This window comes from Pedobacter sp. AC402 (assembly GCF_979252805.1).
This window is the reverse complement of the sequence record NZ_CEEDAI010000009.1, coordinates 1,187,483-1,203,991: the sequence shown is the minus strand read 5'-3', so window position 1 is coordinate 1,203,991 and position 16,509 is coordinate 1,187,483. Positions and strand designations below refer to the sequence as shown.

At 37.2% G+C, this 16,509-nt stretch carries 21 protein-coding genes; 7 read left to right on the top strand and 14 right to left on the bottom strand.

Going from position 1 to position 16,509, the window contains the following annotated elements; all coding sequences use genetic code 11:
* The first annotated feature begins 128 nt into the window (after nucleotides 1-128).
* The 4 genes from AC0IWE_RS16100 to AC0IWE_RS16085 all read left to right on the top strand — a co-directional run bounded on the left by AC0IWE_RS16100 (nucleotide 129) and on the right by AC0IWE_RS16085 (nucleotide 4,783).
* Nucleotides 129-1,100: an aldo/keto reductase gene (locus AC0IWE_RS16100; RefSeq protein ID WP_471793827.1), complete on the top strand. Its 972-nt coding sequence runs from the start codon at nucleotides 129-131 to the stop codon at nucleotides 1,098-1,100.
* Nucleotides 1,101-1,286, top strand: a complete 186-nt coding sequence (locus tag AC0IWE_RS16095) for a hypothetical protein (protein WP_471793826.1) — start codon at nucleotides 1,101-1,103, stop codon at nucleotides 1,284-1,286.
* A gap of 7 nt (nucleotides 1,287-1,293) precedes the next feature.
* Nucleotides 1,294-1,938, top strand: coding sequence for a helix-turn-helix domain-containing protein (locus AC0IWE_RS16090; RefSeq protein ID WP_471793825.1), 645 nt, complete (start codon nucleotides 1,294-1,296; stop codon nucleotides 1,936-1,938).
* A gap of 502 nt (nucleotides 1,939-2,440) precedes the next feature.
* Nucleotides 2,441-4,783, top strand: a complete 2,343-nt coding sequence (locus AC0IWE_RS16085) for a mechanosensitive ion channel family protein (protein ID WP_471793824.1) — start codon at nucleotides 2,441-2,443, stop codon at nucleotides 4,781-4,783.
* A 302-nt stretch (nucleotides 4,784-5,085) separates the two neighbouring features.
* Here AC0IWE_RS16085 and AC0IWE_RS16080 read toward each other — a convergent pair whose 3' ends face one another.
* The 5 genes from AC0IWE_RS16080 to AC0IWE_RS16060 form a co-directional block, all read right to left on the bottom strand.
* Nucleotides 5,086-5,991 carry an NmrA family NAD(P)-binding protein gene (locus AC0IWE_RS16080; protein WP_471793823.1) on the bottom strand — a complete coding sequence of 302 codons (906 nt, stop codon included), beginning with the start codon at nucleotides 5,989-5,991 and terminating at the stop codon, nucleotides 5,086-5,088.
* 16 nt (nucleotides 5,992-6,007) lie between these two features.
* Complete coding sequence (locus tag AC0IWE_RS16075) at nucleotides 6,008-6,442, bottom strand: hypothetical protein (RefSeq protein WP_471793822.1); 435 nt, start codon at nucleotides 6,440-6,442, stop codon at nucleotides 6,008-6,010.
* Nucleotides 6,402-6,605: an alpha/beta fold hydrolase gene (locus AC0IWE_RS16070; protein ID WP_471793821.1), complete on the bottom strand. Its 204-nt coding sequence runs from the start codon at nucleotides 6,603-6,605 to the stop codon at nucleotides 6,402-6,404. Before AC0IWE_RS16070 ends, AC0IWE_RS16075 begins: the two co-directional genes overlap by 41 nt.
* A complete protein-coding gene (locus AC0IWE_RS16065) occupies nucleotides 6,602-6,940 on the bottom strand; it encodes an alpha/beta fold hydrolase (RefSeq protein WP_471793820.1) in 339 nt (112 codons plus the stop codon). The genes AC0IWE_RS16070 and AC0IWE_RS16065 overlap by 4 nt, the downstream gene beginning before the upstream one ends.
* 74 nt (nucleotides 6,941-7,014) lie before the next feature.
* Complete coding sequence (locus tag AC0IWE_RS16060) at nucleotides 7,015-7,584, bottom strand: Crp/Fnr family transcriptional regulator (protein ID WP_471793819.1); 570 nt, start codon at nucleotides 7,582-7,584, stop codon at nucleotides 7,015-7,017.
* Nucleotides 7,585-8,775: 1,191 nt separating this feature from the next.
* Here AC0IWE_RS16060 and AC0IWE_RS16055 point away from each other — a divergent pair.
* Nucleotides 8,776-9,156, top strand: coding sequence for a hypothetical protein (locus tag AC0IWE_RS16055; RefSeq protein ID WP_471793818.1), 381 nt, complete (start codon nucleotides 8,776-8,778; stop codon nucleotides 9,154-9,156).
* Between the two features lie 303 nt (nucleotides 9,157-9,459).
* Here AC0IWE_RS16055 and AC0IWE_RS16050 read toward each other — a convergent pair whose 3' ends face one another.
* From AC0IWE_RS16050 to AC0IWE_RS16025, 6 genes are all read right to left on the bottom strand, one after another.
* Entirely contained in the window at nucleotides 9,460-10,593 is a 1,134-nt protein-coding gene (locus AC0IWE_RS16050; protein ID WP_471793817.1) for an MBL fold metallo-hydrolase, read from the bottom strand.
* Nucleotides 10,584-11,051 (bottom strand): hypothetical protein, encoded by a 468-nt coding sequence (locus AC0IWE_RS16045; RefSeq protein WP_471793816.1) that lies wholly within the window; start codon nucleotides 11,049-11,051, stop codon nucleotides 10,584-10,586. The genes AC0IWE_RS16050 and AC0IWE_RS16045 overlap by 10 nt, the downstream gene beginning before the upstream one ends.
* 118 nt (nucleotides 11,052-11,169) lie before the next feature.
* Nucleotides 11,170-11,829, bottom strand: coding sequence for a hypothetical protein (locus tag AC0IWE_RS16040; RefSeq protein ID WP_471793815.1), 660 nt, complete (start codon nucleotides 11,827-11,829; stop codon nucleotides 11,170-11,172).
* A 209-nt stretch (nucleotides 11,830-12,038) separates the two neighbouring features.
* Nucleotides 12,039-12,503, bottom strand: a complete 465-nt coding sequence (locus tag AC0IWE_RS16035) for a hypothetical protein (RefSeq protein WP_471793814.1) — start codon at nucleotides 12,501-12,503, stop codon at nucleotides 12,039-12,041.
* A gap of 287 nt (nucleotides 12,504-12,790) precedes the next feature.
* Nucleotides 12,791-12,952 carry a hypothetical protein gene (locus AC0IWE_RS16030; RefSeq protein WP_471793813.1) on the bottom strand — a complete coding sequence of 54 codons (162 nt, stop codon included), beginning with the start codon at nucleotides 12,950-12,952 and terminating at the stop codon, nucleotides 12,791-12,793.
* A 317-nt stretch (nucleotides 12,953-13,269) separates the two neighbouring features.
* Entirely contained in the window at nucleotides 13,270-13,575 is a 306-nt protein-coding gene (locus AC0IWE_RS16025; protein WP_471793812.1) for a hypothetical protein, read from the bottom strand.
* 693 nt (nucleotides 13,576-14,268) lie between these two features.
* On the opposite strand from AC0IWE_RS16025, the gene AC0IWE_RS16020 reads away from it, so the two are divergent.
* Nucleotides 14,269-14,592, top strand: a complete 324-nt coding sequence (locus AC0IWE_RS16020) for a hypothetical protein (RefSeq protein WP_471793811.1) — start codon at nucleotides 14,269-14,271, stop codon at nucleotides 14,590-14,592.
* Nucleotides 14,589-14,906 (top strand): EF-Tu C-terminal domain-related protein, encoded by a 318-nt coding sequence (locus AC0IWE_RS16015; protein WP_471793810.1) that lies wholly within the window; start codon nucleotides 14,589-14,591, stop codon nucleotides 14,904-14,906. Before AC0IWE_RS16020 ends, AC0IWE_RS16015 begins: the two co-directional genes overlap by 4 nt.
* Nucleotides 14,907-14,933: 27 nt before the next feature.
* Here AC0IWE_RS16015 and AC0IWE_RS16010 read toward each other — a convergent pair whose 3' ends face one another.
* From AC0IWE_RS16010 to AC0IWE_RS16000, 3 genes are all read right to left on the bottom strand, one after another.
* Nucleotides 14,934-15,122, bottom strand: a complete 189-nt coding sequence (locus AC0IWE_RS16010; RefSeq protein ID WP_471793809.1) for a hypothetical protein — start codon at nucleotides 15,120-15,122, stop codon at nucleotides 14,934-14,936.
* A 3-nt stretch (nucleotides 15,123-15,125) separates the two neighbouring features.
* Nucleotides 15,126-15,791 carry a hypothetical protein gene (locus tag AC0IWE_RS16005; protein ID WP_471793808.1) on the bottom strand — a complete coding sequence of 222 codons (666 nt, stop codon included), beginning with the start codon at nucleotides 15,789-15,791 and terminating at the stop codon, nucleotides 15,126-15,128.
* Between the two features lie 202 nt (nucleotides 15,792-15,993).
* Nucleotides 15,994-16,437: a hypothetical protein gene (locus AC0IWE_RS16000; protein WP_471793807.1), complete on the bottom strand. Its 444-nt coding sequence runs from the start codon at nucleotides 16,435-16,437 to the stop codon at nucleotides 15,994-15,996.
* Nucleotides 16,438-16,509: the final 72 nt, after the last annotated feature.

Sequence of the window (16,509 nt, the reverse complement as noted above, 5' to 3'; positions counted from 1 at the left end):
CAGACCACAACCAATTTGTCTATCTTACCCCTAGGTATTACAATGAATCTAGACAATTGAGCCATACAAGCAAAATATTTGAGCTGTAGAAGAAAGTTCCCACTCTGCTGATTGTTGATCTTTGTATTATGAACAACATCACAAAAATTCAATTGGGCCAAAATGGTCCCTTCGTATCTAAACTTGGTTTGGGTTGTATGCGCATGTCGTCTATCTGGGGCGGGCCAACACCTAATGAAACGGAAAGTATTGCTACCATCCACGAAGCTTTGGATAGTGGCATTAATTTTATCAACACCGGAGATTTTTATGGTGCCGGCCACAACGAAATGCTTATCGGCAAAGCCATTAAAGACAGGCGGAACGATGCCTTTATCAGTGTAAAATTTGGTGCCATCTTTCACAATGGCCAGTGGCTGGGCTTGGATCTCAGACCGATTGCCATTAAAAACTTTATCAATTACTCGCTTACCCGTTTAGGTATCGAAACTATTGATCTTTACCAGCCCAGCCGGATGGATGGAAGCGTACCGGTAGAAGACATAATTGGCACCGTAGCCGATTTGGTTAAAGAAGGTAAAGTGCGCCATATTGGTGTATCCGAGATTAATGCTGATCAACTTCGCCAGGCCAACAGCATCCACCCAATAAGTGCCCTGGAAATTGGTTATTCGCTTGCCGACCGGCAAATAGAAACCGATCTTTTACCCGCAGCTGCCGAGTTGGGCATTGCCGTAGTGGCCTTTGCCAATACTGCCGAAAGTTTGTTAACCGGAGAGATGAAAGCTCCACTTGCCGAAAATGATTACCATAGCCACTTCACTCGTTTTCAGGGTGATAACCTGGTACATAACCTCCAAAAAGTAGAAGTGTTAAAGCAACTGGCCCATAATAAAGGCTGTACGCCAACACAGTTGGCCATTGCCTGGGTTAAAGAGCAGGGAAATAACATTATGCCTTTGGTGAGCATGAGCCGTAGATCGCGATTGCCTGAAAATATTAAAGCCATGGATATTGCATTTACACCTGAAGAAATGAACACTTTAAATACTACTTTTGCAATAGGTGCAATACATGGTGGCACTTATTTACAACGCTAAATGAACAGTCCAGCAGAAATCCTCCCCGGCGTAATCTTCTATTCCTACCTCTCTACAGAGCGTAAGGAGAAAGTATGCTTCTGGAATCACCATACCCTGGTGTTACAGGTTTCTGGTCAGCTGATTTTGGAAACCTCCGGTCAGAATATCTCAATAAGGGGAGGAGAGGTGCTGGCTGATTGGTAAAAACCAGTTGGGTACGCTTACTAAAACGCCGCTGCCCGGTGGAAACTATGAAACCATTGTGATATCCCTGCAAGAAAATCTTTTGCGCAAAATTGTGCTTGAAGAAAAGTTAGAAGCAGACCATAAATATATAGGTCCGCCCAATATCCTGATTCCTACAAATGAATTCTTGCAGGGCTATTTTCAATCTATTGTGCCTTATGCACGTAGTTCGGGCGACAGCATGACTGATGAAATGGGGATTCTGAAAGTGAAAGAGGGTATTAAATTGTTGTTATTGGCCCTTCCAACCCTGCGCAACTTTCTGTTCGATTTTTCTGAACCGTATAAAATCGACCTGGAAAAGTTTATGCTGAGTAATTATCATTTTAACGTGCCCATTGAAAGATTTGCACAACTCACCGGCCGCAGCCTCGCAGGTTTTAAACGCGATTTCCTGAAAACATTCGGCGCACCGCCAAGGCATTGGTTGCAGGATAAACGGCTTAATGAAGCCAAACACCTTATTGAAACCAAACATCAAAAGCCTTCATCCATTTATCTTGATTTAGGTTTCGAAAGCTTGTCGCACTTTTCTCATTCTTTTAAGAAAAAGTTTGGTATGGCGCCAACTACCATTATCAGTAGTATTTCTTCAAATATATATGAATAGATTACCCTTAATTATACTACCTCCTATTATAGGTGGGATAGTTCTTTTCCTTATCGATTACTTTATATCCTCCGAAATTAACTGGCAAAGAAATATCCTTGTCATTATTATAATGGCAATAATAAATGCCTTTGTTGTTAATAAAGCAAAGAAACGGTAAGGATTGAACAGTGCCTGAAAATTATCCATCATAGAAGTGCTTAAGGAGAAGCTTCAAAAATAAAACTTTCAAATTGGTTTCAAAATAGCTTCACCCGAATGTACTTATTCTGCTTATAATTTCAGAACTACGCCATTGTGCCAATAAATCCCACCTTTTTTTCTAACTTGAGGTAATTTTTTGTTTTACTAAAGCTCCATGGTGAATATTAGCATATTCTTTCGACCCTTTTCAATCCAACTGATATTACTCTTATTGCCAATTGTTTTGCTGGCACAAAGTAAATCTCAGGTAAAAGACACTGTGCATAGTGATACTGCGAGGATTGGATTTGTAGAAAAAATGCAGCGATTCGCAAAGCAATCAGCAAGTTCGAGCGCAAAAGAATTTGAGTCTGATAAGGCCCTGCTGGCGCAAAACAAAATTTTTGAAGAGGTTAAACGAAACCTGCAAAAGGCAAAAATGTTCCTTAAAAAGTCTCCGGATAATTTGGTTACAAAATCGCGGTTAGATGGCATTGATAAAGATTTTAAAACAGCAATTGATGGGGTAATCATTAATACGGGAAGCGCGCAGACCTTCAGAAACCTGACCGCGACTTCTAAAATCTTAACCGAGCTACAGGTTAAAGCCGCCGCTATTAAACTGATTCTGGATGTACATCAAGAGCAGCTTAATACCTTCAGGTACAAGTTAGACTCATTATTAAGCATTCCTGCACTTTTCAAATTTTCTAATGATTCTGCAGTCCTAACCAGGTACATCGGACAGATCAAAGTAGTGGCTTACCAATATCATCCTATTGACAGCCTGTTAAAGCAAGATCTTTTGCGCACAACAGCTCTTTTAAACAGAACAAACCTATTGGTATTTAACCTGCAAATCAATCAGGAAGAAATATCTGCTTACCAGCAGGATATGGCTAGGAATTCTTTTAAGAGAGAATTTGCCAATATTTGGGATTCGGCCGTTTACAGCAGGCCTTTTAAAGAAATTCTTCACCAGGCAGAGGCAAAGGGAATGCTGACACTCATTTTTTACCTTGAAAATAACGTAGGGAAATTATTTGTTGTTCTATTGCTGATATTATGCTCATTTCTGTATATCCGCTCCCTGAAATCAATTTATAAAGAACAAGATCTTTTAACTGATAATTTTGAAGGTAAGCTGGTACTTCGTTACCCGCTGCTTTCGGCTATATTATTGGTTTTAAATGTATCGCAATTTATGTTCATTTCTCCTCCATTTGTTTTAAATGTGATTATCTGGACCCTATCTTGTTTATGTTTAACAGTGATGTTCAGTGCATTTATTACTCGGTATTGGATGCGCACCTGGCTATTGATGGTGGTGTTTTTCTTGGTTGCGGCTTTAGATAATCTTATTCTTCAGGCTTCAAGACCTGAAAGATGGTTGGTGCTGATCATTTCTACAGTAGGTTCGGTTGCAGGTGCAGTGATTATGATTACTGGAAAGAAGCAGGAACTCCGTGAGAAATTAATCGTTTTGGCAATTGGTTTAATGGTGTTGTTAGAATTCGGCTCTACCCTGGCAAACATATTTGGCAGGTACAATCTTGCCAAAACGCTTTTTATCGGTGGTTTTTTAAATGTTGTTATTGCCATTTTGTTTTTGTGGACTGTTCGCCTGATTAATGAAGGTCTTTTTCTTGCATTTAGTGTATATAAGGAGCAGGATAAGAAACTTTTCTACCTCAACTTCGATAAGGTTGGTAAAAAGGTACCAATGTCTTTTTATTTTCTCCTTGTTTTTGGATGGATATTACTGCTTGGACGAAATTTTGCAGGTTTTGAATCTGTGGTAAACCCAGTTCAAGACTTTTTTGCTATAGAAAGAACCTTGGGTGAATATACCTTTACTATCAATGGTCTTTTGTTATTTTTCTTTATCATGGGTGTATCCGTTGTAACCTCGCAAGTGGTATCTTTCTTTGCGTCGGATAAGCACCTCGTTCACGATAAACAGGGAAAAAAGAACGTAATGCAAGGGATAGGGAGCTGGTTGCTTTTAATTCGCATAGTTATATTAAGCGTTGGGCTTTTTCTTGCCATTGCAGCCGTGGGGATACCCCTTGATCGAATTACAATAGTAATTGGAGCACTAGGCGTAGGGATAGGATTTGGGTTACAGAACATTGTTAACAACCTGGTAAGTGGTTTAATTATCGCATTTGAAAAGCCCGTTAATGTTGGCGATGTGGTAGATATTGGCGGGCAGGCCGGAACAATGAAATCGGTTGGTTTTAGAAGCAGTGTAATAACCACCTGGGATGGGGCGGATGTGGTGATGCCGAATGGGGATCTGTTGAGTTCGCATTTAATTAACTGGTCGCTGGCCGGAAACAAAAGACGTGTTTTTATTCCTTTAGGCATAGATTATGATTCTGATTTACCGGTTGTAAAAACGCTTGTAAGTCAAATTTTAGAAGAGGAGCAACGCATTTTGAAAAAGCCTTCATATGCGGTGCTTTACGATTCTTTTAGCGAAAGTTCAATTGATATGAAAATATATTTTTGGGTAAGGGATTTTAAGGAGGCAGCCCTAATTAAAAGTGATATTGTAACCGCTATTAACGAAAAGTTTAAAGCGAACGCGATAAAAATCCCTTTTCCACAACAAGAAATATACTTGCATAATACCGTTCGCGGTAAGGAGGAAAGCTAAAGATGCCCAGTACTTTTTGTAATTTATGGTTCAAATCGTATGTATCCAATGGCATTAAGTTAAGCTCTGGTCATGAGGAAATATAATTTAACCACAGATGAAAAGGACGCACACCTTTTTAAAGATCCGTGTTTATCTGTGTCCATCTGTGGTTAAAATGCTAAACTTAATTTTTCTTGCTACAACCAGAATCAAATCATAACAGATTCAAGCATATATGGCTCAATAATGCTGTTTAAAAATCCAACTATACTTTATTATTACGGTAAATCACACAAAAATTTGCGGTGGTTATAATGACGCTAATTGGCTTTCTTAATAAAAAGGCTTAGGTAATCTGCTGCAGTTGTCCATGCTGTTTGCCCAAAAATCTCATTATCCAGGGTTTGGTGTTGAGTGGTGAACATCGAATACATGTATTGTGCCTGTTGCCATTTGGCGTACAATTCCATTTCTCCAGCAGGATTATCTGCCCGCTGTTGCTTTATAAACTTCGCAAACTGATCAAGGTCGCTAATTTTGTGGACAGTAAAATGTTCGTTGTTGATAGAGTTAACAATTTGCGCTAACATATTTGGACTAACCTGAAAGCTGGCAATGTGGAGGTTACGCGGAGTTTCATCTTTAAGAGCAGCTTCAGCAGTAAAGTCTGCCGTATTTTCCATAGTAGTGAAATCAAGTTGCCAATCTGCCTTTTCGCCCCAGTAACCAATTGTTTTGTTTTTTAAATCAAGCATAGGGGTATTGTATTTAAGAATATCGGCAAATGCACCGTTAAAAATTGATGTTGCCTGTATGGTTGTGCCATCTAAATATGCTCTAAACTTTCTGCGAAGATCGAAATTTCTATTTTCTCCTTGTACCAATGGATTATAATCGGTGCAGAAATCAGATGGAATAAATCTTTTTACGCCACATTTAAGGGCGGCATCCAGCAAGGCACTTTGGTGATCAACAATTACCTCTTCTAAGCCTGCCAATGCAGAAACTACGCAATCTACTCCCTCGCACGCATTTGCCAAACTTGTATGATCGTTGTATTGGGCCGTAATTGGCTCAATTCCATTTTTAACCAGGAGAGCAATTTTTTCAGCATCACTTTCCGGCCGTACAAGGGCTTTTACTACTGCGCCACGTTTAACTAGGGCCATGCAAATCATCGATCCCAAATTGCCTGTTGCTCCTGCAACTAAAATTGTTTTTTTCATTTCTTTTTAAGGTAGGTTATTTTTTTAAAAATTCGTTTACTGTTGCTATAACAGCTTCGGGGCATTCCTCAAATAAATAGTGCCCGCTTTCGGTCATTCCGGCCATCTCAAGGTTTTTACAAACATAGGGCAAAGCCATCTTCATGTAGTTATAGCTTACATAACTTCCAATACCAAGTACAGGCATTACTAAGGGTTGGTATGATTTTGCATCTTCGATATCGGTAATAAAAGTTTGATACCATGCATTGGATGCCCGGATACTTTCTTTATCGTTGTAGGCAGCAGCATAAATTGCACGCTCTTTTTCGCTCATCTGCGATTCATCAATCATCACATAACGGAAAAGCCAATCTATAAGGTGCCTAAATCGACCTTCTAGAATCAGTTCAGGGAGGCCTTTTACCTGGTTAAAACCCATCCACCAAGCATAAGGTAAATTGGCATCCATTTTTTCTTCCAAAGGTACCAGAGGTTGGTAGGAGTGCCATATGCATCATGCCTTCATTGGGGTGCATGCCATCTGCAACGATCAGTTTTTTTACATACTGAGGGGAGTTGAAGGCCAAACTCATGGCAACCATGCCACCAATATCATGGCCGATAATGTTCACCTGCTCAAGGTTGAGTATTTTTTTAAGCTCCACAAGATACCTGGCGCCATATTCTTTTTATCAAAGCCGGATTCAGGTTTCTCTGATGTGCCCATTCCTCTGATATCCACTATAATTACCCGATGCGTTTTAGCAAGTTCAAGCGCAATTGGGCGATAAGAATACCAGGTTTGTGGCCAGCCGGGTAAGCATATTAAGGGTTCTCCCGAACCTCCCTCAACGTAGTGAAGTTTAACTCCATTTACCTTTGCATAGCCGTTGGTAAAACCTGGAAAGTCTTCAATTAACTTTTCGTCAGTATAAGAAATATCATTTGCTATTGAATTTTGTTGCATCTTGTCATGTTTTTTGTGATTTCAAAGTTAACATGACCACAGGTTGGTAAAACTACCAATTGGTAGTAAATGTTTTATCTGATTTTTGCCCTGATTCTGCTTAAGGCATTGGGGGTGATCCCCAGAATGGACGCCAGGTGTTTCACGGGGATTTTCTTCAACAATTCGGGCATCTCTAAGAATCCGGCATAACGCTCTTCGGCAGACATGGTTTGAAAGTTAAGAAGTTGGTCTACCATCCTCGCCGCTGTGGCTTCCCATACTTTCCGCCCGAATTCTTCCCAGCTGGGAATGTGCGCATATAGAAAATCCATATCCTTTTTGTCGATAATCAGCAGTTCCGTTTCTTCTATTGCCTGAATGTTAAACCTGGTGGGTTTTTGCGGATTCAAACTGGAAATTTCAGTGAAGAATTCATTTTGAAAACATACCCAGGTTGTATTTTCCTTGTTGTTAAAATCATAATAAAACCGTAAACCTCCCTTTAAAATAAAGAAGTATTGGTTGGCAATTTGGCCGGTTTTCAGTACGAGCTTCCCTTTGGCTATCGATTTAAACCTGCAACGCGATAGTACAAGATCAAGCTCATGTTGTTCAATGGAAACAGTTCCTTTTATGAAAGCGACAAACTTTGCGGTACGCATTTATTAAGCGGTTTTTATGGGGATTAAAAGCCGGGCAATATACTGTATATGTTGGGGAATATGGAGATTTGTTTATGCAAAATATAAAGCCAAAGCCTAAAGGGTTATTCACTTAGGAATAAATTGGCGGTCATATGGTAGCCACATTGCAATGAAACAGTAGGGTTTATTAGTGAATTATGCAAAATACTCTAAAATGCGCTACTAAACTCAAACAATGCACCCTCAAACAAAACAAAGCCCATCTTCTGATGGAGTTTTAATCAGGTAGCGTTAATCTGCGGAATATCGAACGATATTAACAGCGCAAAGCGATGGCGAATTTTTATGCAGCAACTAATTTTCATTAACGTCCACTTCGCTTATGTAATGATTTTATAAGGGAATGCTAAACCAAAATTTGCTGCCCTGGCCAATCTGGCTTTCTACACCAATCTTTCCCCCGTGGCGGTAGATGATCTCTGCACAATTAGATTAATCTTTGGTTTACTGGAATTTTAATTACACTAGCAACCTTAATCAAATCGTGGTATCCAGGAAACAATGGGTCCAATAAAACATTAAATTCCGACTGGTTGACTGCTGACCTGACTTTGATTCCTAATAATTTATGATCAAGAAATAGTTTGTCACCGAGTTTTTTACATGCAAAGTTATCAGTATTAAGCCAGTCTTTGGGATAATTAGCGTCGGGAATCTGAAAGTGTCTCGTCCTGCTATAGCTTGTCTGAACAAACCAATTTAGTTGACACCAGTACAACAACTTTTAATTATTTGTAAGTGATTTGAAGATAGTGTGTTGTGTTATTTGTTATTGGTGAGATGGGGTCAGTTGACTATGGTTTATCCAGGTATCCCTATATAATCCCATTTTCAAGAATATACTATTTCATAATTGCTTATTACATTGCCACAATCGCTTTCGTTTTTGTGCGCCCAGGCGTGAAAATATTTATCCAGTAAACTTAACCTTTCTAATTGCGCGGTTGTTATCAGGTTTAATGTTTGAAATGTGATCAGTAATATGTGTTTAAATTTGAATATTTGATTTGCACAAATAATTAGGATGGTATATTCATTGCCTTGGCAAAATTGGATAATACGTGTGCTATGGTAAAATAGCCGAACGCATAATTCGGCAGTATATATGTTTTACTAGCTTCATGTCGAATTAAAATTGATCTTTAATTTATGAAATTTCTTAAAATAATTATTTATTGCTTTATAATATCTTGTGTTTTTAGCTTGGTGGGAGTTTTCATTTTGCAATCTACCGGTTTGATTGGGAATGCAGATTCAGACTTCAAAAATCTACCTTATGGTATCGCTATCGGTATCAATCTTTGTTTCTTTCTGGTAAGCTTTAGTATTTTGCTGAATAGGAAACAGCAGGTTAGGACTAATATCCTATACCAAGCACTTAGCTTTTTCCTGCTTCCTTGTATGCTTGTATTGCTTTTATTTTTTGCAATGTGGGATGAGCCTTGGCCAGGCGTTCTGTTTTGCATTCCCTACCTGATTGTTTTATTTGTCTTTTTTGTTCGTTCAAAGAAACAAAACGCCAGGGATTGAAATTGCTTTTGACTTAGAACTTTTTCTTGCCTGATTTGCAGGAATTGATAAAAGTTTCAAGTTATTTTAAAGATTAAATAAGGTTCGTTTTTTAGACGTTCCTCAAAATCGCTTTAAAGTTCGTAGAAAGACATTAGAGTATTGAAGAAGTATTTATAATTGCTTTGAGCTTTAGCTAGTCAAAGGATGATTTTTAATATATTAAAGCTAAATCCACCTCGAAAATTTATGATTTAACATCATGGATTTGAATGAAAGCTTGTGGCACATAGATTTGTAACTGTCAATATAGGCTCTTTAAGATTAATTTTGTTTGAGGATTTTCGAATTTACATGAACAGCTTCTCCAAATATATCAGTTTCCCACTCATGATTCTCAGAGTCTATCATAGCTCTGCTTCGGATTATCCCATGTTTAAACTTTACTTCTCTCAAAGTTGGATTTCTCTCTTTTATAAGTCGCATTAGACTAGGTTCTCGCTGCTTTGCCTTATTTCCAAGAGTATTGATGTCTGCTGTCAAATATATTTGGCTAGTATGCTTAGAGTATTTCTCTAACATTTCAATTTGCGGTAGCAATCTACCTCTGTTCCATGGTGTTAATGTGGCAACATTCTCCTCCAGCATGTGACTTTCCCATATTGGAAGAAAGTATCCATTTATTGACCCGTGGTGGGGAATTTTAAATAAACTAATCCCTTTAGTTAATGTTGTAGAGGCGGATAGAATATTTTCCCAGCCTTCTCTACTATCTTTCGAAATTTCCAAGTCAGCTCCAAGGATTATTCTATGATTGTTAACTTTTATGTATGTTACTATTGAACGTGTATTTGGTGAAACATTTACAAGTTTTCTATTTCTTTGCTTAGCAATTTCAATGATATCCCCAATTTCATGGTCAAATCTAGCTAATGAATAATCCGATGGAGATAGAGTAAAAACCTCAGCATTTATATTTTTTTCTTCAAAACGATATAATAGTCTATCTATGACAGCTCTCTGAGGGGTTTTTCCATTTCGAGCTATTATAGTAATACAGTCAAAAAATTCTTTTGTAGAAGATATATAAGGGTTATCCAAGGCCTTGCCTGCATCTATTTCCAATAGCGCCAAAAACTTATCTTTGTCTGTACATGGTGCAAAGCAAAATTTAGTTTCAGGACTACACTCAGCTAACAATTGCGACATTCCCAGAATATGGTCGTCATGCCAATGTGTGCATATTACCAGCTTAATAGATCTTTTTACGTCAAGTCCAATATCTTTTAGATATTTTAGAGGTAAACATTCCTTAGTTGTTGGATCCTGACAGCTATCTATGATAACCCATTCATCATTGCCAAGATGTACAACACTACTTTCACCGTATCCACCACCAGTACCTATTAATGTAACTTCTAAAGTTCTCTCACTGGGTGCGTCAAATATTACTCCCATTTCAAGGTTTTGCGCAATTCTGATGCTTGATCAACGACCATATCTAATTCGTCGATGTTCCAAGCGGGCAAACGTTGAAAACGTATGAATGATTCTTTCATTGCTTGACCACTTCTGACTGCATGCCCTACACTCCAATAAAATATAGCCCCTAACTTTATTAGGCATTTGTCTGCCTCCGAAACATCATCAAAGTCAAACTCTGCTACCTCATATGTTCCAAAAGAATTGCCATCATCTAATCTAGCAAGAAAGAAATCATCATGGATTTCTAAAATATGCCCTGTCCAATTTTGCGTTCTTTTGAAATAAAATTTGCTCTCAGAAACTTTCGAGGTATTGAATGCTTTTATCTTGTCATCAACTTTCAATTTCAACGACTCTTGCGTTTCAAACTGGTAATTATTTTGATATTCATTAACGAGCTGTCTTGTGTCATGTACTTTTGCCGTTTTCAACTCATAATTTACAGCCTGAAAAATATCCTGAAGATTTTGCGACTTTCCAAAATTATCAGTGCAGTACGTTTGGAATTGCTTAAAATTGATTTTCTATCTAAAGTGCCTTCCATGAGAGTTATAATAATTTATTTATTAAGTGATCTAAGTTTGCTTCTGCCAAATTGAAAGATTTATCCCATTGCTTTTCTATAATAGAAACAAATTCATTAGAATTTTTACCCTTTTGTTCGTCCAAATCAAAATGATTATTCATTAAAACAGAGACCCCAAATTTATTAGCTTTATCCGCTTCAATACGTATTCTGTAATGACCTCGATGGCCATCTTCTCTTTCCCGTTCTAAGACCTCCATGTTTGCTAATCTGGGAGTTTTCATAAAGTCCCAGTTCGATAAAGGAGTTAACTTATTGCCAAAATTATAGTACTTATCCTCATCTTGCAAGTTTAGACTAAATACACAATTAATTCCTATAGCTCTTATGGGAGTTTCTCTCAGGTAAACGAAAATTCCCGTAATGAGATCTTTGACGATTTTGAAGTAAGGTTCGGAATGGGTAGATATCTCAAACCTATCTAATCTTACGTCTATTTTTGCCCAACCTAAGTCATAGACAACGAGCTCATTATGAATAATGTCAATTTTGGCATCTTGAGCCTCTTTTTCTGTTATTAACTCTTTTTTTGACAACCAAAATGGCTGAAAGATTGATGGATTGAAATTGCCTAGTAAAATCACAGCAAGGGATTTGCTATCAAGGAATTTGTTTTCTGGCATTATGCGTTTCTCATTTTGTATTCAACTATTCTTATAACAATCTAATAGACTTATTGTTCCAGAGTAGTTAGGCAGTAAATATAATCGAAAATAGTTAAAAAAAAATAGATTAAATCAAATGGTCATATTTTTCACAATTAATTTACATTTATTATTATGCATTGCTTAGATGATTTGTCAAATTATCTGTTCATTTTGTGAGATGAATATCAATATTTAGTGAAATAACTACACGTAAAATTGTGACTAGTCTTATCTGCCTCCAATCCAAATTGTTCCTGTGGAAATGCATTAAAGGTTCTTTCAATACCATTTTCTATTAGCGTAAATGTACGGTGAGGTTTTTTAAGTTTTTTACTAATCCACTTTTTCGTTTCAATGTAATCCTTTGGGTTACGATAGTCTTCGGGCTCACCTAAGTGATCATCTTCTAAAGTCATTTCATGTTCAAAAGATTTCCATTGGTATTGCTTTATTCTTCCTTCTAATTCACCATAACTTTTAAATCTAAATGCCTTCGGAGGATTCGATTGGTGGAAAGTATCATCATAAATGTGCAGCTTCTCATCAATTGCACAAACGACCTGTGATTTGGAAATATAAGGTTCAAATAACCAAATTTTCAGGTAATAATCTTTAGCTAAGGAATCTAGTTCGGTCTTCCAAAGATTCATAGATATCGAGTAATCCTGCCGATAATTTTTCTTCTGTTTTTTCTCCTAGGCTCGGGAATTGTGCTGTTGATAATGGAGATATCGCACCAAGGGTGCACGATAACTTTACAATAATCACTGTGGTTTTTAAAGAAGTATCTTTTATTGTAAATCAAATTGGCGTGTAACCAATCTTCAATATTCTTTGACCTTCTTTTCTGACCTCTAATTTTCTGGATTTTCATTAAGATGAGACTTTGTTTGCGTTAAGGTTCCTTTATTGGGATTGTTTATGATCAGGATCTTGTTTATTTTGCCTTATTTTGGATATCTAAAAACTCTAATTGTAGTTTTAAATCCTTTACTAATTGAAATTGCTTTTGATAGTCTTTCGAACTTGGCCTTATACCGCCAAGAAGAATTTCTTCGCGTTCTAATTTTCTTTTTATATTAAATTCTTCTATACTCATAAGATCATTTATTAAGATTTAATTCTTTTTATTGTCCACTTAGCTCTTGGATAATTTTGTTGTGCACCTAATGCCAGATCTATTTTGCTATCCCTTTTATCCTTTAACATTTGTCTAAAATTGAAGCCCGGTTTAGGCCCAATTTTATTTGGCAAAACTTTACCTTGAGCTAAAAGTCTGCGCACTCGTCCGCGGTCATTTCATCTATACTATTTTTATACATATAGTATTGAAGATAGTCGGATATGAATTTCACATCTGAATTCTCGAATGCGCTCATAATGGGATTGTTGGAAAGGTCATATTGAAAACTTTATCTATAAAGTATCGGGTGCTTTATTTCTATTTTTATTCCAGCGAATTAAAATCCTGATTAAGCCAAACAAACCAAGTATAACAACACTAGCAAAGATTGAAGTACTTATTTGATATTGTTCAATTTTGTTTGGCTTCAAAGCACCAATAAGAATCGCTAGCAGTACCCATACCATAAGAAATACTTGGTACCATTTTGCATTTACACCAAAGACACCTTTCAGGGAAAAGTATATTGATGAACCGATGACTAAAGCTAACGCTAATGCTTCGGCTAAAAGTAGTATTATTGGTTTGTATGAATCCATTTTAATATAATCGGGGATTACCTTTATTTAATAAAGAAAATTAACATCGTTTTGGATGATATTTTTTCTCTTGCTGTACCTAATGTCTATATGTTTATATCTGAAAGAAAGATACACTGTTAAAGATGAATACTTTGAGTATAAGAATATTTTTTATGTTAAATAGGAAGAATTAGTTTAAAACTTAAATTATTTAAGAAAGATCTTTTGGAAAGAGATTTTTAATTAACACATATATTGTTAGCATCTCGTTAAGAACGAAATTATACTCGCAGCTAACAAAAAAAGCCCATCTTTCATGGAAACTATATTAATTTTGTCGCTGTAATTGACTTCTACCGATTACACAATTTTCTTATAGAGGAAAACTTAATGCAAACATATCATGATATCAAGAAAGCTGGCGGTAATTTTAAGATTCGATAATAAGTTGGATAAACCAGCATAGATTGACCTCTTGCCACCAGAAATAACTTTAATATAAATTATTATAGGTCATTTAGTTAATGTTTCGGCGGAAAGGGGTCAATTAGAAAGGTTTTTTTATTCAGGCCCTAAAATCTAAAGGACTACTCCCTGACTTTAAAACCATTGATGATCTTAAAGGCCTCAAAGTCCAGGCCAACTACTATGATGGAAAAGACGCTTTTGGAAGAACACCTGATTTTGTTTATTTTTAAAAAAAGCTAATTAATGAAACTCTATCGTGCCATATCCCAGGGAGAAAAGGACAGTTATGATTTAGCAGAACGGTTCGAAACCTCTGCCAAGTCCTTGGAGGCCAAACAATTTTTCAAATCCAGGAAGGCTGTCGAGAGTTTCGTAGCCCGATCAGTGCTGCAGGATTATGATCCGCCTTATCTCTACCTACTGATCGTAACCTTATTTGAAGGAAGATTAGTTGAGGCCAATCCGGATGAATTGGAACTGGATGGATTCGAAGCGGTTAGTATCAGTGAAGAGCACTTGGATGCTTTCAATAATTGTATTAACTTTGTAGAACAGGAGGTATTATGAACCAGATCGCATATAATTTTACGGCACTACTTACGCTGTTGCCAACTGAAAATGGTGGAAGAAAAAAGCCTATTTTCGATAATTACCGTCCGTCATTTTCTTTCAGTTCAAAACAGCATTTTACGGGAGAAATATCTTTTCCTGATATGAATACGGTCCTTCCCGGCATGACTGCTGTTGCCAATGTGAAACTTTTACCCGCTAACAACATCCGTCAGAACCTTAAATCAGGTGATGCTTTTACTATCCTAGAAGGTAACAAGCTTGTGGGGACAGGGGTTATCCGGGACATCCATTCCGAAAGGCACGCCTAACTGAGGATTATCTGAAAAGAGCTGTTCTTATCTTTTAATCTTTGCAAACTCCTGCCCCACAACACCTCGGATATGCTCAGCGATTGATTGCGTATTCGGCTGGCTGCCAAGGGTATTTTTAATGATAGCTCGATTGTATGTAACAATGTTATTGATCTTATCCAGTCCATTGTTTAAAGCAAATTTGTTGTGTCGCTTGTTTTCTAAGTTATACATAATTTAAGGTTTAAAGTACTTGTCTTGAAAGGCCTGATTGTTTTCCATACTAAAATAATGTTTACGTTTCATCCAAATGAAGCCATCCCCCTTTGTGATGATTGCAACATCTACTGGGCCACCTACACTTTCATCTGCAGAATCTGACGAGGTAAATTTACGTTTTAAGGATGTTATATTTACCAAAGATTCTGCCAGTTCGGACATATCTTCTTTACCCATGTGAGCTAAGATTTCAAGTAGAGGTCCTGTAATTTTTGTGTATTGATAATCCTCCATTTTTTGTATTAAAGAATCGGATATCGTTTCCATTGCAGTCCTTATTTGCTGGGCGAGATCGGGATCATTGATGATGCCATCGATTTCATCGGCAGCAGACTGAAAAGTTGTTTTAACAGATTCTTTTACCTCATTTTTATAGTTTGGATCCACACCGGTCAATACAGTAGTAGTAACGTCGCCCTGTGCGTAGGGAAGAATGTTTGAATCTAAAGATCCCGGAATAATTTTTACAGGGTCTAAAATCGCAAAGCGAAATTCATCACCTATCGGCTGGCCAGCAAGTACAAGGTGACTAGATGGATATATCTCTTCTTCTCCAAAGCCAACAAAGACTAGCCCACAATGTTTCTCAAATATCCAGCCTATGTTTATCAAGGCATAAAGCATAAGTTTTATTGAACTGCGGTGGTCTGCACTTAGAGTAAAGTCATGAAAATGTCTTTTGACCTCGCTTGCAATGTAGTCTTCTATGGTACTCAGCTCCTCTGCATAGTGATCACAATATTGTTCAAAAGTGAGATCGATATAATTTGCTTGAGCGTATTGGTTGAGAATCTGGCTATAGTTATCAATTACCTCAGTTAGAGTCTCATGGTAAATTATAGTTCTTTCCTCTTCTCCGGATTGCTCTCAACTCTGTTGCCTTATCATTGAGTGCGGCAATAGTATTATTTATGATTGTCCAATGAGACTCTGAACAAAATCCAAAAAAAGAAGACTTGATCAACTCTGGACTGACTTTATTCATCTGTTGCTTTATGAACTCTAGGAAATCGAGCTTGTACTCTTCGATAGTATCAAAATAGTTATCACCGAGTTTTTTCCTGTACATCTTGATCAATGTTTCCAATGGAATTCCCATGAAATCTGCACGGTTATAAATCGCAATTCCTACGGGATGGAATTTGGAGAGCGTGAAGATTTTATTGCTCCTGTTATAAACCTTTTTAACATTATTTCCAGATACGGTCACAGCGCTATCGGCAGCGATGGCGATGCCTTGCGAATTTAATACCCCAACTATAGCAGTCATAAATAAGTAGCGTTTTAACTGTAAATATATTACAAATATAATTCAATCCAAGAATATAAAACTGGTTCTGCA